At 69.3% G+C, this 21916-nt stretch carries 25 protein-coding genes; 14 read left to right on the top strand and 11 right to left on the bottom strand.

Annotated features, from left to right (window positions below):
• Positions 1-2 precede the first annotated feature (2 nt).
• The 3 genes from AB0N66_RS40415 to AB0N66_RS40425 all read left to right on the top strand — a co-directional run bounded on the left by AB0N66_RS40415 (position 3) and on the right by AB0N66_RS40425 (position 2113).
• Entirely contained in the window at positions 3-425 is a 423-nt protein-coding gene (locus tag AB0N66_RS40415; protein ID WP_365445265.1) for a VOC family protein, read from the top strand.
• Between the two features lie 72 nt (positions 426-497).
• Positions 498-1337 carry a hypothetical protein gene (locus AB0N66_RS40420; RefSeq protein ID WP_365445268.1) on the top strand — a complete coding sequence of 280 codons (840 nt, stop codon included), beginning with the start codon at positions 498-500 and terminating at the stop codon, positions 1335-1337.
• On the top strand, positions 1334-2113 hold the full coding sequence (locus tag AB0N66_RS40425; RefSeq protein ID WP_365445271.1) for a VOC family protein: 780 nt from the start codon (positions 1334-1336) through the stop codon (positions 2111-2113). The genes AB0N66_RS40420 and AB0N66_RS40425 overlap by 4 nt, the downstream gene beginning before the upstream one ends.
• Before the next feature lie 7 nt (positions 2114-2120).
• On the opposite strand, the gene AB0N66_RS40430 is transcribed toward AB0N66_RS40425, so the two are convergent.
• The 5 genes from AB0N66_RS40430 to AB0N66_RS40450 form a co-directional block, all read right to left on the bottom strand.
• Positions 2121-2459, bottom strand: coding sequence for a DUF952 domain-containing protein (locus tag AB0N66_RS40430; protein WP_365445274.1), 339 nt, complete (start codon positions 2457-2459; stop codon positions 2121-2123).
• A gap of 9 nt (positions 2460-2468) precedes the next feature.
• The gene (locus tag AB0N66_RS40435) at positions 2469-3710 is read right to left on the bottom strand and encodes a sigma-70 family RNA polymerase sigma factor (protein WP_365445277.1); all 1242 of its coding nucleotides are present in this window, start codon (positions 3708-3710) and stop codon (positions 2469-2471) included.
• 5 nt (positions 3711-3715) lie between these two features.
• On the bottom strand, positions 3716-4129 hold the full coding sequence (locus AB0N66_RS40440) for a YciI family protein (protein ID WP_365445280.1): 414 nt from the start codon (positions 4127-4129) through the stop codon (positions 3716-3718).
• 106 nt (positions 4130-4235) lie between these two features.
• Positions 4236-4439, bottom strand: coding sequence for a hypothetical protein (locus AB0N66_RS40445; protein ID WP_365445283.1), 204 nt, complete (start codon positions 4437-4439; stop codon positions 4236-4238).
• Between the two features lie 26 nt (positions 4440-4465).
• On the bottom strand, positions 4466-5053 hold the full coding sequence (locus AB0N66_RS40450; protein ID WP_365445286.1) for a dihydrofolate reductase family protein: 588 nt from the start codon (positions 5051-5053) through the stop codon (positions 4466-4468).
• A 165-nt stretch (positions 5054-5218) separates the two neighbouring features.
• Here AB0N66_RS40450 and AB0N66_RS40455 point away from each other — a divergent pair, with 165 nt between their 5' ends.
• The gene (locus AB0N66_RS40455; protein ID WP_365445289.1) at positions 5219-5818 is read left to right on the top strand and encodes a TetR family transcriptional regulator; all 600 of its coding nucleotides are present in this window, start codon (positions 5219-5221) and stop codon (positions 5816-5818) included.
• A 279-nt stretch (positions 5819-6097) separates the two neighbouring features.
• Here AB0N66_RS40455 and AB0N66_RS40460 read toward each other — a convergent pair whose 3' ends face one another.
• Together AB0N66_RS40460 and AB0N66_RS40465 are read right to left on the bottom strand one after the other, a co-directional pair.
• Positions 6098-7180 carry a family 2 encapsulin nanocompartment cargo protein polyprenyl transferase gene (locus tag AB0N66_RS40460; RefSeq protein WP_365445292.1) on the bottom strand — a complete coding sequence of 361 codons (1083 nt, stop codon included), beginning with the start codon at positions 7178-7180 and terminating at the stop codon, positions 6098-6100.
• 116 nt (positions 7181-7296) lie between these two features.
• Entirely contained in the window at positions 7297-8703 is a 1407-nt protein-coding gene (locus tag AB0N66_RS40465; protein WP_365445295.1) for a family 2B encapsulin nanocompartment shell protein, read from the bottom strand.
• A gap of 254 nt (positions 8704-8957) precedes the next feature.
• On the opposite strand from AB0N66_RS40465, the gene AB0N66_RS40470 reads away from it, so the two are divergent.
• The 3 genes from AB0N66_RS40470 to AB0N66_RS40480 all read left to right on the top strand — a co-directional run bounded on the left by AB0N66_RS40470 (position 8958) and on the right by AB0N66_RS40480 (position 11059).
• A complete protein-coding gene (locus tag AB0N66_RS40470) occupies positions 8958-9191 on the top strand; it encodes a hypothetical protein (protein ID WP_365445298.1) in 234 nt (77 codons plus the stop codon).
• Between the two features lie 173 nt (positions 9192-9364).
• A complete protein-coding gene (locus tag AB0N66_RS40475; protein ID WP_365445301.1) occupies positions 9365-9955 on the top strand; it encodes an N-acetylmuramoyl-L-alanine amidase in 591 nt (196 codons plus the stop codon).
• 117 nt (positions 9956-10072) lie between these two features.
• A complete protein-coding gene (locus AB0N66_RS40480; RefSeq protein WP_365445304.1) occupies positions 10073-11059 on the top strand; it encodes a pyridoxal-phosphate dependent enzyme in 987 nt (328 codons plus the stop codon).
• Between the two features lie 53 nt (positions 11060-11112).
• On the opposite strand, the gene AB0N66_RS40485 is transcribed toward AB0N66_RS40480, so the two are convergent.
• Complete coding sequence (locus tag AB0N66_RS40485) at positions 11113-12708, bottom strand: Na+/H+ antiporter (protein WP_365445307.1); 1596 nt, start codon at positions 12706-12708, stop codon at positions 11113-11115.
• 62 nt (positions 12709-12770) lie between these two features.
• Here AB0N66_RS40485 and AB0N66_RS40490 point away from each other — a divergent pair, with 62 nt between their 5' ends.
• The 3 genes from AB0N66_RS40490 (at position 12771) to AB0N66_RS40500 (ending at position 14915) form a co-directional block, all read left to right on the top strand.
• Positions 12771-13031: a UBP-type zinc finger domain-containing protein gene (locus AB0N66_RS40490; RefSeq protein ID WP_365445310.1), complete on the top strand. Its 261-nt coding sequence runs from the start codon at positions 12771-12773 to the stop codon at positions 13029-13031.
• 310 nt (positions 13032-13341) lie between these two features.
• The gene (locus AB0N66_RS40495; RefSeq protein WP_266454474.1) at positions 13342-13755 is read left to right on the top strand and encodes an anti-sigma regulatory factor; all 414 of its coding nucleotides are present in this window, start codon (positions 13342-13344) and stop codon (positions 13753-13755) included.
• Complete coding sequence (locus AB0N66_RS40500) at positions 13752-14915, top strand: RNA polymerase sigma factor SigF (protein WP_365445313.1); 1164 nt, start codon at positions 13752-13754, stop codon at positions 14913-14915. The genes AB0N66_RS40495 and AB0N66_RS40500 overlap by 4 nt, the downstream gene beginning before the upstream one ends.
• A gap of 48 nt (positions 14916-14963) precedes the next feature.
• Here the strand turns inward: AB0N66_RS40500 and AB0N66_RS40505 are convergent, their stop codons facing one another.
• A complete protein-coding gene (locus tag AB0N66_RS40505; RefSeq protein ID WP_365445316.1) occupies positions 14964-15410 on the bottom strand; it encodes a hypothetical protein in 447 nt (148 codons plus the stop codon).
• A 182-nt stretch (positions 15411-15592) separates the two neighbouring features.
• Here AB0N66_RS40505 and AB0N66_RS40510 point away from each other — a divergent pair, with 182 nt between their 5' ends.
• Positions 15593-16561 (top strand): diacylglycerol kinase family protein, encoded by a 969-nt coding sequence (locus tag AB0N66_RS40510; protein WP_365445319.1) that lies wholly within the window; start codon positions 15593-15595, stop codon positions 16559-16561.
• A gap of 318 nt (positions 16562-16879) precedes the next feature.
• On the top strand, positions 16880-17137 hold the full coding sequence (locus AB0N66_RS40515) for a WhiB family transcriptional regulator (RefSeq protein ID WP_016639615.1): 258 nt from the start codon (positions 16880-16882) through the stop codon (positions 17135-17137).
• Positions 17138-17364: 227 nt separating this feature from the next.
• Here AB0N66_RS40515 and AB0N66_RS40520 read toward each other — a convergent pair whose 3' ends face one another.
• Both AB0N66_RS40520 and AB0N66_RS40525 read right to left on the bottom strand, forming a co-directional pair.
• Positions 17365-18831 (bottom strand): PAS domain-containing sensor histidine kinase, encoded by a 1467-nt coding sequence (locus AB0N66_RS40520; RefSeq protein ID WP_365445352.1) that lies wholly within the window; start codon positions 18829-18831, stop codon positions 17365-17367.
• 430 nt (positions 18832-19261) lie between these two features.
• Entirely contained in the window at positions 19262-19978 is a 717-nt protein-coding gene (locus tag AB0N66_RS40525) for a TetR/AcrR family transcriptional regulator (protein ID WP_365445322.1), read from the bottom strand.
• A 97-nt stretch (positions 19979-20075) separates the two neighbouring features.
• On the opposite strand from AB0N66_RS40525, the gene AB0N66_RS40530 reads away from it, so the two are divergent.
• Positions 20076-20828 (top strand): SDR family oxidoreductase, encoded by a 753-nt coding sequence (locus AB0N66_RS40530; RefSeq protein ID WP_365445325.1) that lies wholly within the window; start codon positions 20076-20078, stop codon positions 20826-20828.
• 177 nt (positions 20829-21005) lie between these two features.
• Positions 21006-21791: a glucosamine-6-phosphate deaminase gene (gene nagB / locus AB0N66_RS40535; RefSeq protein ID WP_365445328.1), complete on the top strand. Its 786-nt coding sequence runs from the start codon at positions 21006-21008 to the stop codon at positions 21789-21791.
• Positions 21792-21916: the final 125 nt, after the last annotated feature.

The following is a 21916-nucleotide window of genomic DNA, read 5'->3' on the forward strand; positions in this document are numbered from 1 at the left end:
CCGTGGATGGCCTGAAACTGTCCCAGTGCTTCATCGCCGTGGACGACCACGACAAGGCGCTCGCGTTCTACCGTGACGTCCTTGGCCTGGAGGTCCGCAACGACGTCGGCTTCGAGGGAATGCGCTGGGTCACCGTCGGCTCGCCGCTCCAGCCGGACGTGGAGATCGTCCTGGAGCCCCCCGCCGCGGACCCGAACGCGTCCCCCGCCGACAGGCAGGCCATGGCCGAGCTCCTGGCGAAGGGCATGCTGCGCGGCGTGATCTTCTCGACGCCGGACTGCGACGCCCTCTTCGCCCGCGTCCAGGCCTCCGGCGCCGAAGTCCTCCAGGAGCCGACGGACCAGCCCTACGGAGTCCGCGACTGCGCCTTCCGCGACCCGGCGGGCAACCTCCTCCGCTTCAACACACGCGCCCCCGTCGCCTGACCGCACCGCGGACGGCCCGGTCCCGGATGCGCGGGGCCTACCATCGGCTGATCACCACCTCCGGGAGACCCCATGCCGTCGGCGCGCCCCAGCATCCTGTACGTCAGTGACCTGGCCTATCCCGCCAAGGGCCGCCGGTACTGCGACGAGGACATCTTCCTCACCTCCCGGCTGCGCGAGGAGTTCGACATCGCCGTGTGCCACCCGCTGGACGCGGTCGCGCTGATGAACGCCTTCGACGCGGTGGTCGTACGCAACAGCGGTCCTGTCCTGAACTACCAGGCGCACCACGACGCGTTCCGCGAGCGGGCGGTCGCGGACGGCGTACGCGTCTACAACCAGCTGTCGGGCAAGGGCGACATGGCGGGGAAGGGATACCTGCTGGAGCTCACGGCGGCGGGGTATCCGGTGATACCCACCATCGACCGCGCGGAGGACCTCGGCCGGCTCGGGGACGTCGACACGTACGTGGTGAAGCCGAAGCTGGGAGCGGACTCGATAGGCCTGGAGTTCGTGACCCGCGAACGGCTCACCGACCCGGCGGTGTACGGCGACGTCCTCGTCCAGCCACGGGTCGACTTCGACTACGAGGTGTCCTTCTACTTCGTCGACCACACCCTCCAGTACGCCCTGTACGCGCCCCGCCCCGACGAGCGGTGGGCCCTGGAAACCTACGAACCGACCGAGCGGGACCGGGAGTTCGCGCAGCGGTTCGTCGACTGGAACGACATCGCGTACGGAATCCAGCGCGTGGACGCCTGCCGGGCACCCGACGGTGAGCTCCTCCTCGTAGAGCTGGAGGATCTCAACCCTTATCTGTCCCTGGACGCACTCTCCCCCACCGCGTGCGACGCCTTCGTCGCGCGCGTGAAAACGTCGTTGCACGGCCTGATCGGAGAGAAGACATCATGACGGAGCCGATCCGGCCGACGGAGCCGATCCGGTGGACGTACGCCTTTGTCGACCGGCCGATGAAGAAGTTCGGGGCGGCCTGCGACTTCTGGGCCGCGGTCACGCGCACCAAGCTGTCCGAACGGCGCGGCGAGCGGGGTGAGTTCGTGACCTTGCTGCCCGAGGGGGCGGCCGACGCCTGCGTGAAGGCGCAGGGCGTCGCGGGGTCCGGGCCGGGCGCCGGAGGCGCGCATCTCGACCTCGCCGTCGAGGACGTACGCGCGCTGGTGGAGGCGGCGCTGCGACTGGGTGCCGAGACCGTCGCGGACCACGGAGGGTGGGCCGTACTGCGGTCCCCCGGTGGGCAGTTGTTCTGCGCGGTGCCGTGGCACGGCGAGTCGACGCGGCCCCCGGTGGTCAAGGGGCCGTCCGGTGTAACCAGCCGTGTCGACCAGGTGTGTATCGACCTGGCGCCCTCCGTGTACGAGGCGGAGATCGCCTTCTGGACCGCCCTCACCGGATGGGAGTCCGACCCCGGCGCGCTGCCGGAGTTCCACGCGGTCAGGCCGCCCGCCACGCTCCCCGTCCGCATCCTCCTGCAACGCCTCGGCTCCGCCCGCCCCACCTCCGCCCACATCGACATCGCCTGCTCGGACATCGACGCGGTCCGTATCCGCCACGAGCTTCTCGGCGCCATGCTCATCGGCCGCGGCGCCCGCTGGGCGGTGATGCGGGACCCGTCGGGCGGCACGTACTGTCTGACGCCCCGCGATCCCGAAACGGGCAGCCTGCGTTAGCGGTCCGTCAGCCGCCGGAGTCCCACACCTCTACGTCCACGACAGCCGCCGCCGGAATCGGTCCGTAGATGTGCGGGAACTCCTCGCCCCCGGCCTCCACGGCCTCGTAGCGCAGCGGGACGCCCAGCCGTTCGGCGTCGATCACCAGGACCACCAGCTCGTCGGGCCCGGCGTAGGAGCCGTACAAGAAGGCCGCCACGCGCGGGAGTTGGTGACGCAAAGAGCAGTGGATGAAGCCCTCCTCCTGGAGGGTCCGGCCACGGGTGGACATCTCGTACGCGCCGGAGGTGCGCGCCGCGTCCCACAGGGAGCGCTCGGTGATGTGAAGGAGGGGTTCATCGGCCATACCCGAACGCTACGGCCTCAGCCGGGCGGCCCGCGCCTGAAGATAGCGCTGCTCGGGGAGGCTGAGGGTCTTCCCGGCCGCCGACTCGTAGGCGGCACGAGCCCCCGCCGCGTCCCCCGCGCGCTCCAGCAGATGGGCACGGACCGCGTCGAGCCGATGCCCGGGCGCCGACTCCGCCTCCAGCGGCTCCAGTTCGGCAAGTCCCGCCCGGGGCCCGTGCACCATGGCCACGGCCACCACACGATTGAGACGCTCGGCGGGCCCGGGGACCTGGCGAACCAGGATGTCGTACAGGCCGAGGATCTCGCGCCAGTCCGTGGCGTCCGCCGACGGCGCCTCGTCGTGAACGGCGGCGATGGCCGCCCGCAGCTGATACGGCCCCGCCCTCCCCCGTGACCACGACAACGCCTCCGTCACCAGCGCCACGCCCTCCTCCACCGCCGCCTTGTCCCACAGACCGCGGTCCTGCTCGTCGAGCGGGACCAGTTCGCCGTGCGGGCCGGTGCGCGCGGCGCGCCGGGCGTCGGTCAGCAGCATCAGCGCCAGCAGCCCCGCCACCTCGCGGTCCTCGGGCAGGAGCCGGCGGACCGTGCGGGTCAACCGCACGGCCTCGCCCGCGAGTTCGGCGCGTTGGAGGGCCGCTCCGGAGGTCGCCGTATAGCCCTCGTTGAAGATCAGATACAGCGTGTGGAGAACGGCGGGCAGGCGTTCCTCCCAGTTGTCCGGGCGCCCGAATCCCGTCCCCCGTACCCGCTGCTTCGCCCGGCTGATCCGCTGGGCCATCGTCGCCTCGGGCACGAGATAGGCCCGGGCGATCTCCGCCGTCGTCAGACCGCCGACGGCGCGCAGGGTGAGCGCGATCTGGCCGGGCGGGGTCAGCTCCGGGTGGCAGCAGAGGAAGAGGAGGGAGAGCGTGTCGTCCTCGCTCGGCGCCCGGGCCGCTCCGGGCGGCGGCGCCAGGAACTCGTCCCGGGGCGTGAGTGCCGCCGCCTTCTCCTCCCGCAGCCGCCGCGCCTCCTCACTGCGCAGGGCGTCCGTCAGCCGCCGCGAGGCGACCTTGATCAGCCAGCCACGCGGATTGTCGGGCACACCGCCCGGGCCCCACTGACCGGCCGCCGCGAGCAGCGCCTCCTGTACGGCGTCCTCGGCGGCGTCGAAATGCCCGTACCGGCGTACAAGCGCGCCGAGGACCTGCGGCGCGTGGCTGCGCAGCAGGTCCTCGACCTCACTCGTACGACTCAACTGCCCCATACGGCTCAGACGTCCCCTGAGCCGTCCATGATCGGCCGGATGACCACCGGGTACTCAGTGGCTCCCTCGGGAGCGGGACACTGGGCGACGCGCGCGGCGATCTCGGTGACCCGCTCCAGGCTCTCGCACTCCAGGATCCAGAAGCCGGCCATCAGCTCCTTGGTCTCGCCGTACGGCCCGTCGGTGATGACGGGCTTGCCGTCCTTGTCGGCCGTGACCAGCCGGGTCCGGTCGTACTCGGCCAGGCCCTGCGCGTCGAGCAACTCCCCGGACTCGGAGAGGTCGTTGTTGATCGCGCCCATGTGGGCGAACATGGCCTGCAGCTCCTGCTCGCTCCAGACGGGGGACCCGGGGGAGGGCTTGCCCTGCATGGCCTCGTAGTCGGCCTGCGATCCCTGCACCATCACCAGGTACTTCATGAGTCCGCTCCTTCAGTTTCCTCGGTTCTGACCGCCCGTGTCGGGCGGCTCTCGCAGGAGACGTCGGAGCCGACCCACGTTTCTCTACACGGCCACGCGGACTCGATCAGGTTTTTTTCGTGACGGGATCCGCAGGCCGGACGGCGGCCCGGGGATCCTCCTCGACTGCGTCGGCATACGCCTTGCAATCGGGGTCCCGGCAAGGTCCGGGTACCCACACGGGAACCCACGCGCCCAGGGTCTTGTGCCTCTTCACAACCGTGGCGACCGGCTGCCCGCAAGCGGAACAAACATACTCATCGGTGCCCATACCTTCAGGGTATTGCGGAAGGACGTTCAGCGCTTCCTGCTGTACGTCCTCACCAGCACCCCGTTCTTGAACACGCGCACCTGGTCGAGGGCGTACTCGGCCACGTCGAACCCGGAGCCGAACATCGGCATACCGGAGCCCAGCACCACCGGGTACGTCTTGATGACCAACTCGTCCACCTCGTCGACCAGCGCGCCCGCGAGCCGCGAGCCACCGCACAGATAGATACCGAACTCGCCGTCCTCCGCCTTGAGTTCGCGAACCTTTCCGACGACGTCGTCCGCGATGATCTCGACATGCGGGTCGGGCGACTCCTTGAGGGTGCGCGAGGCGACGTACTCCCGCAGGTGCGCGTACGGGCTGGTCACGCCGGCCTCCAGTGCCACGTCGTAGCTGGCGCGGCCCTGGATGATCGTGTCGAACCTCCGGTTCTCCAGGTCGTCGATGCCGAGCGGCTGACGGCCGTGGGTCGGCAGGGTCTCCGGGTACTCCGCTTTCAGGAAGTCCTCGAAGAACTCCTCGTCGACGAACGGCACGAAGAACTGCGCGTCACCGTCCGGGGCTCCGATGAAGCCGTCGATCGAACAGGCGATGAAGTACGTGAGCTTGCGCAAGCGGGTCTCTTTTCGTGGGCGACGTTCGTGGCGACTCCGACGGCCGCCCTCGAACCACTTCAGTTATAGTACTTCACCTGTAGTGGTTGCAAGGGATTGATTCAGCAGCACCAAGAGATCTCTGAGTTGTCCAAGAGATCTCTGAGATGTCCGGAGGAAGCACCGATGGCAAGGAACCCGGAGCGCAGGGCGGCTCTCGTCGACGCGGCCGTCGAGGTACTGGCACGCGAGGGGGCGCGCGGACTGACGTTTCGCGCGGTGGACGCGGCGGCCGACGTGCCGGTGGGTACCTCGTCGAACTACTTCACCGACCGCGACGACCTGCTGAGCCAGGTCGACGCCCACCTCCACCAGCGGCTGGCCCCCGACCCGTCCGTGCTCGCCGAGCTACTGAAGGCCCCGAAGGACCGCTCACTGGTCCTGAACTTCATGCGCGACCTAGTGGCCCGCGCCACCCGCGACCGCACCGGCTATCTCGCCCTCTTCGAAATGCGCCTGGAGGCCACCCGCCGCCCGGCCCTACGCGCCTCGTACACCAAGTCGATACGGGGCGACCTCGAAGAGGGCATGGCGTTCCACCGCAACGCCGGCCTCCCCGGCAGCGACGAGACCGTCACAGTCCTCTATCTCGCCATGCTCGGCCTGCTCCTGGAACACCTGACACTCCCCGGCGTCCTGGACGGCGTACTACCGGAAGTCACCGTCCCGGACGGCCTGGTGGAACGAATCGTGACGACGATCGTGCCGGAGGCGAGAGATTTTTAGCCCGTCCGGCGCTGGAGATCTTTCAGCCCGTCCGGCGTTTGAGGACGAGGCCGTTCAGGCCGATGCGGGGGTCTGGGGGCGGCAGCCCCCAGGAACGGGACGGGAAGGGGCGGAGGGGGCGAAAAAACAGGCCCCGCACACCGTGGGGATGTGCGGGGCCCAACCGGAGCCCGGAACCGTACGGAGGTCAGGTGCCGCACGGAACCGGGAACTCCGGTGATTCTGGGGACACCGGCGGCACCGGCGGCACCGGCACCTCCAACCACCCCGTCGACGACGTCAGTTACTGCGCCGCGTCACAAACTCCGCCAGCGCGAGAAGCCCACCCGCCGCCTCCGGATCAGGCACCGCCCGAGCCAGCTCATGCATCGCCCGGGACATCCGGTCCGCCGCCTGGACCTGCGCCCAGTCCCGACCCCCCGCCCGCTCGACCGCCAGCACCGTACGCTCCAACTCCCCTTCCACATAAGGAACCCCGTACAGCGAGGCGAGCTCGGCCGACGCCGCCGTACCGGAGGCGAGCGCGGCCACCACGGGCAGCGACTTCTTACGGGCGATGAGGTCCGCCCCGGCGGCTTTGCCGGTGCGGCTCGGATCCCCCCAGATCCCGATCACGTCGTCGATCAGCTGAAAGGCGAGCCCGGCCTCCCGGCCGAACGCGTCCAGCGCCTCGACGTCCTCATCCCCCGCCCCCGCGTACAGCGCACCCAGCGCACAGGCGCAGCCGAGCAACGCACCCGTCTTGGCCTCCGCCATGGCGAGGCACTCCTCGAGGGTGACCTCTTCGGGGCCGCGCTTCTCCATAGCGGTGTCCGCGTGCTGCCCCTCGCACAACTCGACGACACAGGACGCGAGCCGGGCGGCGGCCGCCGAGGACGCCGGATGCGGGTCCTCGGCGAGCAGCCGCTGAGCCAGCGCCTGCAGGGCGTCCCCCGCGAGGATCGCGTCGGCGTCGCCGAACACGGTCCACGCGGTGGGGCGGTGCCTGCGGGTGGTGTCCCGGTCCATCACGTCGTCGTGCAGCAGCGTGAAGTTGTGGATCAACTCCACCGCGGCGGCCGCCCGTACGGCGCTCGCGTGCTGTCCGCCGAGCGCCCGGACCGCGGCGAGCACGAGCGCGGGCCGGATCGCCTTGCCCGCATTGCCCGCCGCGGGCGTACCGTCCGCGTGCTCCCAGCCGAAGTGGTAGAGCGCGATCCGGCGTATCGAGCCGGGCAGTGAATCGATGGCCCTGCGCAGCTCGGGGTCGACGGACGCCCGGGCATGCTCCAGGATCACCGCAGCTTCCTGCCCTCCCCCACTCTCGACCTCGCCCGAACGGGGGGATCCCCGCCGCGGACTCGGCCGCACCTGCTCCTCCATGGGCCTCCCGATGGGGCTCCGCCTTTCGAGACTCTCGGCCGGACGCTGCTGCGCCGTCGGTCTTCCGGGTCTACCCGGCCGGCCGGGCGCGGACACAACGCCCGGCGTAGGGGTCGTCAACGCCAGCGGCCGATCTCGACGTTCTCCAGGATGCCCAGGGCGTCGGGCACGAGCACCGCGGCCGAGTAGTACGCCGTCACCAGGTAGGAGATGATCGCCTGCTCGTTGATACCCATGAAGCGCACCGACAGGCTCGGCTCGATCTCGTCCGGGATACCCGCCTGCTGGAGCCCGATGACACCCTGTTCGGCCTCGCCGGTACGCAGAGCGATGATCGAGGTCGTACGGGCGTCGCTGACCGGGATCTTGTTGCACGGGTAGATCGGCACGCCGCGCCAGGTGGGAATGCGGTTGCCTGCGATGTCGATGGTCTCGGGGACGAGTCCGCGCTTGTTGAGCTCGCGGCCGATCGCGGAGATCGCGCGCGGGTGGGCGAGGAGCAGCTTGGTGCCGCGCCTGCGGCTGAGCAGTTCGTCGAGGTCGTCGGGGCCGGGCACGCCGTCGTGCGGCTGTAGCCGCTGCTCGTACTCGCAGTTGTTGAGCAGCCCGAAGTCCCGGTTGTTGACGAGCTCGTGCTCCTGGCGTTCCTTCAACGCCTCCACGGTGAGCCGGAGTTGCTGCTCCGTCTGGTTCATCGGCTGGTTGTAGAGATCGGCCACGCGCGAGTGCAGGCGCAGCACGGTCTGGGCGATGCTCAGTTCGTACTCGCGCGGCGCCCCCTCGTAGTCCACGAAGGTGCCGGGGATGTCCGGCTCTCCGGTGTGGCCGGCCGCGAGGTCGATCTCCCTCTCTCCGTACTTGTTGGCGCGCTGCTCCGGAATCGCGCGCAGCGACTGGAGGTGGTCACGCAGGGACTCGGCGCGTTCCGCGACCTGTTCGAGGTCGTTGCGGGGCAGCGTGAGCACTGTGCACGCGGTGACCGCGCGGGCCGTGTACTCCCAGATGGCGTCCGGGTCGATGAGCGCCTGCTCCCCGAAGTACGCGCCGTCGGCGAGGACGCCGAGGACCGCGTCGTCCCCGTAGGGACCCGTGCCGGTCTTCTCCACCTTGCCGTGCGCGAGCAGGAACACCTCGTCGGACGGGCTGCCGAACGAGACGAGCACCTCCCCCGGTGCGAACTCCCGCTGCTGGCAACGCTGAGCGAGCTCGCCGAGCACCTCCTGATCCTCGTACGACCGCAGCACGGACAGCTCGCCGAGCTCCGCGGGGATGACCTGGACGCGGTCACCGGTCTTCACGAATGTCACGCGGCCGTCGCCCACGGAGTAGCTGAGCCGCCGGTTCACGCGGTACGTGCCACCCTGCACGTTCACCCAAGGAAGCATCCGCAGCAGCCAGCGTGAGCTGATCTCCTGCATCTGGGGTGCGGACTTGGTGGTGGTGGCCAGGTTCCGCGCGGCTGATGTGCCGAGACTCTGCTGCGGCTTGCCCTGACCCGCGCGGACCTCTTCGCCTACCGACATGAAAATTGCCCTCCCGTTGTGCACTGATCTGCGAGAGCAAGCCTTCCATCACGGAGCGTGCCGGTGCTATTACACGAATGAGGGGGAATGGATCACTGTGGAGTGGGCACAGTGGCCGGTTTTCGTCACTCCGTCGAACAGTGCGCGGTTGTTGCGGTCGGGAACTTCAAGATCTGGTCAAGCGTTTGACGCTGTGACCGATGCTTCGATCGACGCTTCGGCTGATGCTTCGACGCACGAGGACGGGAGACGGCATGGCAGGCTTTCTGGACCGCGCCAAAGAACAAGCGCAGCGAGGGCTCACCCAGGGCAAGCAGAAGATCGACGACGTGCAGGCGCAGCGCGCGGGCGGCGACCTGCTGAAGAAACTGGGCGCCGCGTACCTGGCGGAGCGGCGCGGCAGCGGCTCTCCGCAGACGACGCAGCAGGCCCTGCAGGCAGTGGAGAACCACATCGCGACGCACGGGGACAGCTTCCTGCACGCCTGATCCCAGGCTTCCCTTCGCGCCACGGCCCACCGCCGGACGTCACCGCACGCCACTGACCGAATCGGCTCGCACGCTGTGCGAACGACTGGGCCCGGCCACCGGGTTCCGAGTACAAAGCGGTGGCAGGAGACGGCCGCGACAGGTGGTCGGCGTGCAGCGCGAAGGAGGCGGTCATGGCCCCACCCATGTCCGCGAGTGGTTTCCTGGACCGGCTCAGGGCGGCGGGCGTCACCGTCGTCGAGGTCGGCGACTGGGAGCGACACAACCGCAATCACAAGGGCCCGTGGGGTCCGGTGTACGGCGTGATGATCCATCACACGGTGACCTCGGGCAGCGAGCGCACCGTCGACCTCTGTCGCGACGGCTACGCGGAGCTGCCCGGGCCGCTGTGCCACGGCGTCATCACCAAGGACGGCGTCCTCCACCTCGTCGGCTACGGCCGGGTCAACCACGCGGGCCTGGGTGACGACGAGGTGCTTCGTGCCGTGATCGCGGAGAAGAGACTCCCGCCGGACAACGAGGCGAACACCGACGGCAACCGCCACTTCTACGGCTTCGAATGCGAGAACCTCGGCAACGGCGAGGACCCCTGGCCCGAAGCCCAGTTGGCCACCGTCGAAAAGGTCTCCGCCGCGATCTGCCGCCACCACGGCTGGACGGAGCGCTCGGTGATCGGCCACCTGGAATGGCAGCCGGGCAAGATCGACCCGCGCGGCTTCACCATGGACTCCATGAGGGAGCGGGTGCGCGACCGGCTGAAGTGACCGCGGCGCCGGGCAGGGCAGTGGGATCCCCGAAGCCCGTCGTGAGCGCGCGGCTCGGTACGGCTGCCCCCGCCCGGCCCGCACACCACCCGCCCTCCGGAAGCCCGGCCTGGACGCATGTCCGACAATGGCGGAGTGACCTGCCCGGACATCCCGACCACCCCCACGATCCCCACCGCCCCCGACGTCCCCCGCACCCCCGAAGCGCCGGCGCTCGACCTCGATGTCCTGCGTCCCCGGCTTCCGTCGCCGTCGCAGGACGTCGTGGACGAGCGCTTCGACCGCCATGCCGTGCGGCTGGTGCTCAAGCGGGACGATCTGATCCACCCGGAGCTGGTCGGCAACAAGTGGCGCAAACTGGCCCCGAACCTGGAGGTGGCGGCGGGCCGTGCGGTGGTCACCTTCGGTGGGGCCTACTCGAACCATCTGCGGGCCACGGCCGCCGCGGGCCGCCTCCTCGCCCTGCCCACCATCGGTGTGGTCCGCGGCCAGGAGCTGTCCGGGCGCCCCCTCAACCCCTCACTCGCCCGGTGTGCGGCCGACGGCATGCGGCTGCACTTCGTCGACAGATCGACGTACCGCCACAAGACCGAGCCGGAGACACTCGCCGGGATCCTGAGCGCGCTGGGCGCCGAGGACGCGTACGTCGTGCCCGAGGGCGGCAGCAACTCCCTTGCCGTACGCGGCTGCCAGGCGCTCGGCGAGGAGCTGCGCGGCCACGCCGATGTCGTCGCCCTGCCCTGCGGCACCGGCGGCACTCTTGCCGGCCTGGCCGCCGGACTCGCCCCCGACCAGCGCGCTCTCGGCATACCCGTCCTCAAGGGCGACTTCCTGAGCGCCGAGATACAGGCCCTCCAAGTCACCGCCTTCGGCGCCCGCCGCGGTGCCTGGTCCCTCGACGAACGCTTCCACTTCGGCGGCTACGCCCGCACCACCCCGGAGCTCGACACCTTCGCCGAGGACTTCGAGCAACGCCACGGCCTGCCCGTCGAACGTCTCTATGTCGCCAAGATGCTGTACGGACTTGTCGCTCTTGCCGAGGAGGGCGCGTTCCCGCGCGGGACGACGGTGGCGGCCGTCATCACGGGAGCACCGCTCTCCTAAAGCGGGTGTCGTTCAGTCGAGCAGAGCGGGTGCCACGCAGCAGAAGAGACCTCTCACGTCACCTCCCGGTACGCCGCCGCTTCCTCCAGGTCCAGCCTGCGCAGCAGCGTCCGCAGCATCTCGTCGTCGATGAAGCGGAGGTCGCGCAGCCGTACGAAGACCTCGCGCTCGGCGCCGATCATCTCGCGGGACAGCCGGCGGTAGGTGTCGTCGGCGGTTTCGCCGGTCACCGGGTTCACCGCGCCGAGGCGTTCCCAGACGGCGTTGCGGCGGCGCTCCAGGACCGCACGGAGGCGGTCGGCGAGTGGTGGCGGCAGGGCGTTGCGCTCGTCTTCTAGGAGCACCTCAAGGCGTTTCTCGGCGGACCGGGAAGCCTGCGCCTGGGCGTTGGCCTCGGCGAGCGTCTCGGTCTGCGTGTCGCGTCCCGGCAGCTTCAGGAGGCGGATCAGCGGGGGCAGCGTCAGCCCCTGCACGACCAGGGTCCCGATCACCGTCGTGAAGGTCAGGAAGAGGATGAGGTTGCGGTCCGGAAAGTCCTCACCGTCGTGCATGGTGAGCGGGATCGAGAAGGCGATGGCGAGCGAGACGACACCCCTCATCCCGGCCCAGCCGATGACGAAGGGCCCCTTCCAGGTGGGGTTCTCCTCCCGCTCCCGGATGCGTGCCGAGAAAATGCGCGGCAGGAAGGTCGCCGGATACACCCACACGAACCGGGTCGCGACCACGACGAGGAAGAGGGCCACCGCATACCAGGCGGCGTCGAGGCCCTGGTAGTCCCCAAGCCCGTCCAGGACGACCGGCAGTTGCAGCCCGATCAGCGCGAACACCGCCGACTCCAGGACGAAGGCGACCATCTTCCACACCGCCTCCTCCTGGAGCCGGGTCGCGAAATCGACCTCCCAGGAGCGGTGTCCGAGATAGAGGGCGACGACGACCACGGCGAGCACCCCGGAGGCGTTCACCTGCTCGGCGACCCCGTACGCGACGAAAGGGATCAACAAGGAGAGGGTGTTCTGGAGAAGTGCCTCCCTGAGGTGGGTGCGCAGCCAGTGGAGCGGCACCATCATCAGCAGTCCGATCGCGACTCCGCCGACCGCCGCGAGCAGGAACTCGCCGATGCCGCCCGCCCAGGTCGCGCCCTCGCCGACCGCCGCGGCGATCGCCACCTTGTAGGCGGTGATCGCGGTCGCGTCGTTCACCAGGGACTCGCCCTGCAGGATCGTGGTGATCCTCGAGGGCAGCCCCACCCGGCGCGCCACCGCCGTGGCCGCGACCGCGTCCGGCGGCGCCACCACCGCCCCCAGGACCAGTGCCGCGGTCAGCGGCAGGCTCGGCACGAGGAGATAGGCGACCCAGCCGACGACCAGGGTCGCGAAGAGGACGTAGCCGACCGACAACAGGGCGACGGGTCGCAGTTGCGCCCGCAGATCGAGGTACGAGCTGTCGCTGGCCGCCGTATACAGCAGCGGGGGCAGCAGCAGCGGGAGCACGACCTCGGGGTCGAGTTCGTAGTCCGGCACACCGGGGACGTACGAGATCATCAGGCCCACGGTGACAAGCAGCAGCGGTGCCGGCACCGGGGTGCGGCGTGCGGCCGCCGCACATGCCGCGCTCCCCGCGACCAGCAACAGCAGTGGCAAAATGTGCATCGTCTTCCGCCCGCCCTCTGTTTTCGCGCGACTTCCCGCACACCCGACGTAACCTGGCAATCATGAAACAGTGCACGCACGCCGACGCGCTGCCGCACCCCGAGCCCGAGCCCCTGAGCGAGACCTGCCTGGAGTGCCTTGCCGCCGGCACGCACTTCGTGCAGCTTCGCCTCTGTCTCTCGTGCGGGCACGTCGGCTGCTGCGACTCCTCTCCGCTGCGGCATGCGACGGAGCACTTCAAGGTCACCGGGCACCCGATCATGCGTACCTTCGAACCCGGTGAGAACTGGCGTTGGTGCTTCGTCGACCACGTACTCGTATGACCCGTCGACTGCCGCGTCGACGGCATACTGACAGGGGTCGCGGATCACATGCGCGTGTGACCCGCGATCCGGACGGTTCGACCGTCTGACGCCTGGGTACGTCAACCCGGCGCGTTCTCTTCCTAATTGGGGCCGCAGACCCCTAGCCACTGTCCGTACTCATATGCTTACTATGAGTGACAGCAAGGGGCGGGGTCCCCGGGACAGGAAACTTGGGAGCGCGGTAGCGTCACCGCTGAACCACCTAGCGCGTTACCCCGGGGGGCGACCCTCGGCCCCTGAAAGAGCTTGTACCACCATGGAGGTGAGGGTGTCCCAGATCGCAGGCGAGCCCGCGACCAAGGACTTCGTGGAAGTCCGGCTGCCCGCCGCGGGCGCCTACCTGTCGGTGCTGCGTACGGCCACGGCCGGACTCGCGGCCCGTTTGGACTTCACCCTCGACGAGATCGAGGACCTGCGCATCGCGGTGGACGAGGCCTGCGCGATCCTGTTGCAACAGGCCGTCCCCGGTTCGGTGCTCAGCTGTGTCTTCCGGCTCATCGACGACTCACTGGAGGTCACGGTCTCGGCCCCGACTACAGACGGTCACGCCCCCGCGCGTGACACCTTCGCCTGGACCGTCCTCTCCGCCCTCGCGGGCAAGGTCGAATCCACCGTCGCCGAGGACAAGACCGTGACGATCAGCCTCTACAAACAGCGCGGCGCGGGACCCGGGCCGGCGTGAGGAACGGGGACGGGCCGGTGCGGGAGGAAGAGCGCGGCACACGGGAGCTTCCCGCCGAGCTTTTGGGCGGGCCGCGGCGCACGGCGGACGGCGCCGACGGCATCCCCGAGCAGGCCCGGCCACACCCGGAGGACGGCGCGGCGTCCGCACAGACCGCGCCGGTCGACGAGGACGAACGGGAGAAGCTCTCCGGCCAGGGCGACGGGCGACGGGATCCGGAGGATGCCGCGCCGAGCACGTCCGCAGAAGGGCTGCTGGGCGCCTCCCCTGCTCGAGCAGAGCCGGGAGCTCGGGGAATGGTGACGGGCGGGACTATGAGCGAGCACGAGCGGCACGACAAGCCGGAGGCGCAGAGCGTGCAGGGCGCGCAGCACGGGCCGAGTGCCCAGCACATCCGGCACGACCCCCGGGACCGCAGCGGGGCACGGACGATGTTCATCGAGCTGCGCAAGCTGAAGGACGGCAGCGCCGAGTACGCGGAGCTGCGCAACCAGCTGGTCCGCATGCACCTGCCGCTCGTCGAGCACCTCGCGCGCCGCTTCCGTAACCGCGGTGAGCCGCTGGACGACCTCACGCAGGTCGCCACCATCGGCCTGATCAAGTCGGTGGACCGCTTCGACCCGGAGCGCGGCGTCGAGTTCTCGACGTACGCGACGCCGACGGTGGTCGGTGAGATCAAGCGGCACTTCCGTGACAAGGGCTGGGCGGTGCGTGTCCCGCGCCGCCTTCAGGAACTGCGCCTGGCGCTCACCACGGCCACGGCCGAGCTGTCGCAGCAGCACGGCAGGTCCCCCACGGTCCACGAGCTGGCCGAGAAGCTCGCCATCTCGGAGGAGGAGGTCCTGGAGGGCCTGGAGTCCGCCAACGCGTACTCCACGCTGTCCCTGGACGTTCCCGACACCGACGACGAGTCCCCGGCCGTCGCGGACACCCTGGGCTCCGAGGACGAGGCTCTGGAGGGCGTCGAGTACCGCGAGTCCCTCAAGCCGCTCCTGGAAGACCTGCCGCCCCGCGAGAAGCGAATCCTGCTCCTGCGCTTCTTCGGCAACATGACGCAGTCCCAGATCGCCCAGGAAGTCGGCATCTCCCAGATGCACGTCTCCCGGCTGCTGGCCCGGACCTTGGCCCAGCTCCGCGAGAAGCTGCTCGTCGAGGAGTAGGACTGCGCTCCGCCGCGCCACGGCGGAGTCCTGGGTCCTGGGGATCCGCTACTTCTCTCGGACGCCGCCCGGGCCTTGGATTCCCAGCGCCCGGGTCGTCGCCGGGTTCACCAGCAGCACCAGGGCCGCGATCGCGACGACGGCCAGGGCGATGCCTGCGGGGATCGCCACGCTGTCGGCCTGGAGCAGGTTGTAGGCGACGGGCAGCGCCATGATCTGGGTGATCACCCCAGGGCCCCGGCTCCAGCTGCGGCGACGCAGCAGTCCGCGCGCGGCCAGCAGCGGCAGCAGGGCGAGCACCAACAGCGTCACGCCCCCGGTGACCGCCTGCTGCCGGTCGTCCGGGTGGCCCATGAGGCCCAGTGCGAGCAGGTAGACACCCCCCGCGGCCAAGGCGAGCCCCTCCAGCGCGGTCAGCGCCGCAGCGGCGGTCAGCCGCCCGGGGCGGGGCTCTTCGGTGGGGGCTTCGGGGCTGGGATTCTGCTCACGGCTCACTCCTGAAGAGTAGCCCGCGGCCTCGGCCGGCCGGCTGCCCCGGGGCCACATCACACGGGCCCTGGGGCCCTTCACCCGCCGCTTCGACCCACCGCCCGACGTGGCCAGGCTCACGGCCCGGACTCTTACTTGATCCCTACTCGGCATGGGCCGAGTACCACCGACTGGGTACGCTGCATCGCATGCGTGCACTTCTCGTGGTCAATCCGGCGGCAACCACCACAAGTGCGCGTACGCGTGACGTCTTGATCCACGCACTCGCGAGCGAGATGAAGCTGGAAGCGGTCACCACCGAGTACCGCGGGCACGCCAGAGACCTCGGCCGGCAGGCCGCGGACAGCGAGGACATAGACCTGGTCGTCGCCCTCGGCGGCGACGGAACGGTCAACGAGGTCGTGAACGGCCTGCTGCACCACGGCCCCGATCCCGATCGCCTGCCCCGCCTCGCGGTGGTCCCCGGCGGCTCGACGAACGTCTTCGCCCGCGCCCTCGGCCTGCCCAACGACCCGGTGGAGGCCACCGGCGCCCTGCTGGACGCACTGCGCGAGGAGCGCGAGCGCACGATCGGCCTGGGCCTCGCCGCCGGCACCCCTGGTACCGAGGACGAGTCGGTGCCGTCCCGCTGGTTCACCTTCTGCGCGGGCCTCGGCTTCGACGCGGGCGTGATCGGCCGGGTCGAGCAACAGCGCGAGCGCGGCAAGCGCTCCACGCACGCGCTGTATTTGCGCCAAGTACTACGGCAGTTTTTGGACGAACCTCACCGCAGGCACGGAACCATCACCCTGGAGCGCCCCGGCCAGGACCCGGTCACCGATCTGGTCCTGTCCATAATCTGCAACACCGCGCCGTGGACGTTTCTCGGCAATCGTCCGGTGTACGCCTCACCTAAGGCCTCGTTCGATACCGGGCTCGACGTACTCGGCCTCAGCCGCATGTCGACCGCCGCGGTTGCCCGGTATGCCACCCAGTTGCTCACTTCGTCCCCCGAGCGCGGACCCCACGGCAAGCACGCGGTGTCCCTGCATGATCTGACGGACTTCACCTTGCATTCGAAGGTGCCGCTCCCCCTCCAGATGGACGGCGACCACCTCGGACTGCGTACGAGCGTGACGTTCACAGGCGTACGCCGTGCACTGCGTGTGATTGTGTGAGTGGAAGAGCCCAAAGTCCTTTCACTCGAACGTTTAGACCAGGGTCCACCCCATGGAAGTACGGCTGTGACCTAGCCGACACCGAGGAATCAAAAAAAACTTTCCAGAAGGGGTTGTATCCGCCGCTGAGGTTTGCGAGTCTCTACGTGGCGATCGGGACGGCCCGCAACATCGGCCCCACGTAGAGCCAGAACCCCTCCTCAAAAACCAGGACCACGTCAGGTCATCTGACAGTCGGCCCTTCACTTGTTGAGGGATTCGTGAAAGCGTTCACATTCACAAGCAACGTGCATGTAATACCAAGGAGAGGTAGCAGCCATGGACTGGCGTCACAACGCCGTTTGCCGCGAGGAAGACCCCGAGCTCTTCTTCCCCATCGGCAACACCGGTCCTGCGCTGCTGCAGATCGAGGAAGCCAAGGCCGTCTGCCGCCGCTGCCCCGTCATGGAGCAGTGCCTGCAGTGGGCGCTTGAGTCCGGCCAGGACTCCGGCGTCTGGGGTGGCCTCAGCGAGGACGAGCGTCGCGCGATGAAGCGCCGCGCCGCCCGCAACCGAGCCCGTCAGGCATCCGCCTGACGCACCACCCCGCACGAGCCTGAGCTTGGCGGCGCGTACAGCGAGTACGCATCTCCCGCCCCCGAGCCGCAGCGCGCAGTACCCCCAATGCGCATAGCAGCGTAAAGCGTTGACAGTGGCCCCGGACCAAAAGGTCCGGGGCCACTGTCATGCGCCGTTACCGTTGCCGCTCTTTGCGCCTGCGTGGATTGCGTGCAGGTGTTGGTCAGTTGTGCTGTCGTCGCCCGTTACTTGTGCGCCGTCACCGGGATGTCCAGGATCACCTGGGTCCCACGCTCCGGTGCCGCCACCATGTCGAAGGTTCCGCCCAACTCGCCCTCCACCAGCGTTCGTACGATCTGGAGACCGAGGTTTCCCGAGCGGTGCGGGTCGAAGCCCTCGGGGAGACCGACGCCGTCGTCCTGGACGGTGACCAGGAGCCGGGCGTCCTTGGTGCTGCCGCCACGGACCGCCGAGACCTCGACCGTGCCGCGGTCACCCTCGCGGAAGCCGTGCTCCAGGGCGTTCTGCAGGATTTCGGTGAGAACCATGGAGAGCGGGGTCGCGACCTCGGCGTCCAGAATCCCGAAACGGCCGGTGCGCCGGCCGGTGACCTTGCCGGGCGAGATCTCGGCGACCATGGCGAGCACCCGGTCGGCGATCTCGTCGAACTCCACCCGCTCGTCCAGGTTCTGGGACAGCGTCTCGTGCACGATGGCGATCGATCCGACCCGGCGTACGGCCTCCTCCAGAGCCTCCCGGCCCCGGTCCGACTCGATCCGCCTGGCCTGCAGCCGCAGAAGCGCCGCCACCGTCTGGAGGTTGTTCTTCACCCGGTGATGGATCTCCCGGATGGTCGCGTCCTTGGTGATCAACTCGCGCTCGCGGCGCCGTAGTTCGGTGACATCACGCAGCAGCACCAGGGAACCGACGCGCGTCCCCTTGGGTTTGAGAGGGATCGCACGCAGCTGGATCACGCCCTCCGCGCTCTCGATCTCGAACTCGCGGGGCGCCCAGCCACTGGCGACCTTGACCAGCGCCTCGTCCACCGGGCCGCGGGACGGGGCGAGTTCCGCGCTCGTCACGCCGAGGTTGTGGCCCACCAGGTCGGAGGCCAGGCCCAGGCGGTGGTACGCGGACAGCGCGTTCGGCGAGGCGTACTGGACGATGCCGTCCGCGTCTAGCCTGATCAGCCCGTCACCGACGCGCGGCGAGGCATCCATGTCGACCTGCTGGTTCGGGAACGGGAAGGAGCCCGCCGCGATCATCTGGGCAAGGTCGGAGGCGCTCTGGAGGTACGTCAGTTCCAGCCGGCTCGGGGTGCGCACGGTGAGGAGGTTGGTGTTGCGGGCGATGACGCCGAGGACGCGCCCTTCCCGCCGTACGGGAATGGACTCGACCCTTACGGGAACCTCTTCCCGCCACTCCGGGTCACCCTCGCGCACGATCCGGCCCTCGTCGAGTGCGATGTCGAGCATGGGACGGCGGCCGCGCGGGACGAGGTGGCCGACCATGTCGTCCTGGTACGAGGTGGGGCCGGTGTTGGGCCGCATCTGAGCCACGGAGACATAGCGGGTGCCGTCGCGCGTGGGGACCCACAGGACGAGGTCGGCGAAGGAGAGGTCGGAGAGCAACTGCCACTCCGAGACCAGCAGATGCAGCCACTCGAGGTCGGAGTCACCGAGAGCGGTGTGCTGGCGTACGAGGTCGTTCATGGAGGGCACAGGTGCGAGCGTACCCGGCGTATACGACAGGCCTCGAAATCAGCCGGGTCGCAGGACTGCCGGCGGGACCCGGAGACACCCGCGGGCCGCGGCGCCTGAGAGGGACCCTCAGCCCTCCCGGCACCGCAGCCCGGAGCAACAACGGCCACGGGGTGTGCGGTCCCGATCGGCCGAAGAGAGGAGCCGGAGCAGTCAGGGCAGAGAGCACCGGTTCCTCGGTCCGTCTTCCTGTGCGGGGAAGACGGAGGCTTGTTCAGTTGAAGCTCTTAATGCCTTACCCATGCATTGTGGACTAGACCATGCTCCTGCGTCCATGGTGCCTGTGTCCATGCGCGGACGGATGTTTGTTGTTGTCTCTTTATCCAACATCCGCTTGTCCGACATTCGCCAGCATCCACCACGCAGACTAGCCCGCCAGGATTCATGAGCGGGGCCAGATCGCCATCGCGAGTTCGGCCAGGGCTTGCAGCTCCTCCTTGGTGGCTCCGTCGCGGGCCTGCTGGGACATCCCCTGGATCATCGCCCCGGTGTGCCGGGCGAGGGCCGCGGCGTCGGTACTCGAAGGCAGTTCACCTGCGGCGATCCCCGCCTGTATACGACTCTCGAAGACAGCGATGTTGGCGTTGCGCCGCTCGCGCAGGGATTCCTCGACCTCCGGCGACGTGCAGTTGGTGGCCGCGTGGATGACCAGGCAGCCGTGCGGGTGGTCCGGATCGGTGTACTCGGCCGCGGCCTCACGCAGCATCCGTTCCACGGCGGCTCGGGCCGTGGGCTCCTCGGCGAGGGCACGCTCGCCGAACGAGCCGTACTTCGTGCCGTACGCGCGAACGACCTCGTCGAAGAGCGACCGCTTGTCGCCGAACGCGGCGTACAGGCTCGGGGCTCCGATGCCCATGACGCGCGTCAGGTCGGCGACGGAGGTCGCCTCGTACCCGTGCTCCCAGAAGGCGAGGACCGCCTTCTCCAGCGCGGTCTCACGGTCGAAGGAACGGGGACGGCCGCGTTGCTTGACCGGCGTCTTGGCCTGCGCCTTGACCGACACCTCGGCCGCCACCTTGACCGGCGCCTCGGCCTCCGCACCGCCGTCCACCCGGTCATCCGGCTCGGCCTGCCGCCTGCTCACCTGCCTGCTCACCATGGGATGGATTTTATAGCGGGTGCTAGAGAAATGTCGGTGGGCTGTTGTACGGTTTTTTCTGTAACGACCACTAGCGAAATGCGAAGGGGGCGCCGACATGGGCGTGCTCGCAGGCAGGACAGCACTCGTCACGGGCGGCAGCAGGGGCATCGGGCGGGGCATCGCCGAGCGGCTGGGGAGGGACGGCGCACAGGTGGCCGTGCACTACGGCAGCAATGAGACGGCGGCGAAACAGACGGTCGCCGTGATCGAGGCGGCGGGCGGATCGGCCTTCGCGCTCGGAGTGGAGCTGGGCCGGCCGGGCGACGCGGAGGCCCTCTGGGAGGCCTTCGACCGGCACGCGGACGGTCTGGACATCCTGGTGAACAACGCCGGGATCGGCACGTCGAGAGCGCTCGGCGAGATAGACGAGCAGGAGTACGACAAGGTCTTCGCGGTGAACGTGAAGGCGCCCCACTTCATCGTCAAGCACGGCCTCGGCCGGCTGCGGGACGGTGGGCGGGTCATCAACATCTCCTCGGGGCTCGCGCGGACCGCGGCGATGCCGGACAAGATGGCGTACGCGATGACGAAGGGCGCTCTGGACGTCTTCACCCGCGATCTGTCCAAGGTCCTCGGCTCCCGGGGTATCACCGTGAACTCGGTGGCGCCGGGCATCATCGACACCGACGTCAACGCCGAGTTCCTGCACGCGAGCGACGAGTCATGGGCCCAGGCCGCGGCCTACTCGGCGCTGGGCAGGGTGGGGACACCGGCGGACGTGGCGGATGTGGTGGCGTTCCTGGCCTCGGACGCGGGGCGTTGGGTGACGGGCAGCTGGGTGGACGCGACGGGGGGTTCGCTGACCTAGACCGGCCCGGGTTCCTCCGGCTCGACGGTCGGGCGGGGCGAGGTGGGGTGCGGGAACGGGGGGCGTTCGACACGATGAGATGGTGAGGCTCTGCTAGATTGGTCTATACCACACGTGTCCCCCTTTGGATTCCATTGGATTCCAGTCGAGTCCCCTCTCCAGATCGGCAGGCCCAGCGTGGAAGTTGTCATCGTCCCGGACGCCAAGGCGGGCGGCGAGCTGATCGCCGAGGCCATGTCGGAGCTGCTCCGGCACAAGCCCGACGCCCTGCTCGGCGTGGCCACCGGCTCGACTCCGCTGCCCATATATGAAGCGCTGGCGGCGAAGGTGAACGCCGGTGCCGTGGACGCCTCGCGGGCGCGGATCGCGCAGCTGGACGAGTACGTGGGGCTGTCGGCCGACCATCCCGAGTCGTACCGGTCGGTGTTGCGGCGGGAGGTGCTTGAGCCGCTCGGGCTTGGCCTGGACGCGTTCCTGGGGCCGGACGGTACCGCCGAGGACGTGCGGGCCGCGTGTGAGGCGTACGACGCGGCGCTGGCCTCGGCGGGCGGAGTCGATCTCCAGCTGCTCGGGATCGGTACGGACGGGCACATCGGGTTCAACGAGCCCTGCTCCTCGCTCGCCTCGCGGACCCGGATCAAGACGCTGACCGAGCAGACCCGTGTCGACAACGCGCGGTTCTTCGAGGGCGACATCGAGCAGGTGCCGCACCACGTCATCACGCAGGGGATCGGCACGATTCTGGAGGCGCGGCACCTGGTGCTGCTCGCGACGGGCGAGGGCAAGGCCGACGCGGTCGCGGCGACCGTGGAGGGGCCGGTCGCCGCGGTGTGCCCGGCCTCGGCACTCCAGCTCCACCCGCACGCCACCGTTGTCGTGGACGAGGCGGCGGCCTCCAAGCTGAAGCTCGCGGACTACTTCCGGCACACCTTCATCAACAAGCCGGACTGGCAGGGTATTTAGGGGATCCGGCCGCAGTCGCACGAACGCGGACGCACGGACAGGGACGCGGGCCCACGGACGGGGACGGGGACGCACGGACGACGCGGACGCGGACACAAGGACTCAGATACACGGACCCAGATGCA

The organism is Streptomyces sp. NPDC093544, from assembly GCF_040683495.1.
Classification (GTDB): Bacteria; Actinomycetota; Actinomycetes; order Streptomycetales; family Streptomycetaceae; genus Streptomyces.

Bases quoted from the DNA above. Each gene is read 5' to 3' on its own strand.
- AB0N66_RS40445 (WP_365445283.1), bottom strand. From the start codon at position 4,439: ATGGGCACCGATGAGTATGTTTGTTCCGCTTGCGGGCAGCCGGTCGCC.
- AB0N66_RS40475 (WP_365445301.1), top strand. From the start codon at position 9,365: ATGGCCCCACCCATGTCCGCGAGTGGTTTCCTGGACCGGCTCAGGGCG.
- AB0N66_RS40425 (WP_365445271.1), top strand. From the start codon at position 1,334: ATGACGGAGCCGATCCGGCCGACGGAGCCGATCCGGTGGACGTACGCC.
- AB0N66_RS40455 (WP_365445289.1), top strand. From the start codon at position 5,219: ATGGCAAGGAACCCGGAGCGCAGGGCGGCTCTCGTCGACGCGGCCGTC.
- AB0N66_RS40440 (WP_365445280.1), bottom strand. From the start codon at position 4,129: ATGAAGTACCTGGTGATGGTGCAGGGATCGCAGGCCGACTACGAGGCC.
- AB0N66_RS40485 (WP_365445307.1), bottom strand. From the start codon at position 12,708: ATGCACATTTTGCCACTGCTGTTGCTGGTCGCGGGGAGCGCGGCATGT.
- AB0N66_RS40435 (WP_365445277.1), bottom strand. From the start codon at position 3,710: ATGGGGCAGTTGAGTCGTACGAGTGAGGTCGAGGACCTGCTGCGCAGC.
- AB0N66_RS40480 (WP_365445304.1), top strand. From the start codon at position 10,073: ATGTCCGACAATGGCGGAGTGACCTGCCCGGACATCCCGACCACCCCC.
- AB0N66_RS40490 (WP_365445310.1), top strand. From the start codon at position 12,771: ATGAAACAGTGCACGCACGCCGACGCGCTGCCGCACCCCGAGCCCGAG.
- AB0N66_RS40460 (WP_365445292.1), bottom strand. From the start codon at position 7,180: ATGGAGGAGCAGGTGCGGCCGAGTCCGCGGCGGGGATCCCCCCGTTCG.
- AB0N66_RS40525 (WP_365445322.1), bottom strand. From the start codon at position 19,978: ATGGTGAGCAGGCAGGTGAGCAGGCGGCAGGCCGAGCCGGATGACCGG.
- AB0N66_RS40470 (WP_365445298.1), top strand. From the start codon at position 8,958: ATGGCAGGCTTTCTGGACCGCGCCAAAGAACAAGCGCAGCGAGGGCTC.
- AB0N66_RS40515 (WP_016639615.1), top strand. From the start codon at position 16,880: ATGGACTGGCGTCACAACGCCGTTTGCCGCGAGGAAGACCCCGAGCTC.
- AB0N66_RS40420 (WP_365445268.1), top strand. From the start codon at position 498: ATGCCGTCGGCGCGCCCCAGCATCCTGTACGTCAGTGACCTGGCCTAT.
- AB0N66_RS40465 (WP_365445295.1), bottom strand. From the start codon at position 8,703: ATGTCGGTAGGCGAAGAGGTCCGCGCGGGTCAGGGCAAGCCGCAGCAG.
- AB0N66_RS40530 (WP_365445325.1), top strand. From the start codon at position 20,076: ATGGGCGTGCTCGCAGGCAGGACAGCACTCGTCACGGGCGGCAGCAGG.
- AB0N66_RS40520 (WP_365445352.1), bottom strand. From the start codon at position 18,831: ATGAACGACCTCGTACGCCAGCACACCGCTCTCGGTGACTCCGACCTC.
- AB0N66_RS40430 (WP_365445274.1), bottom strand. From the start codon at position 2,459: ATGGCCGATGAACCCCTCCTTCACATCACCGAGCGCTCCCTGTGGGAC.
- AB0N66_RS40510 (WP_365445319.1), top strand. From the start codon at position 15,593: ATGCGTGCACTTCTCGTGGTCAATCCGGCGGCAACCACCACAAGTGCG.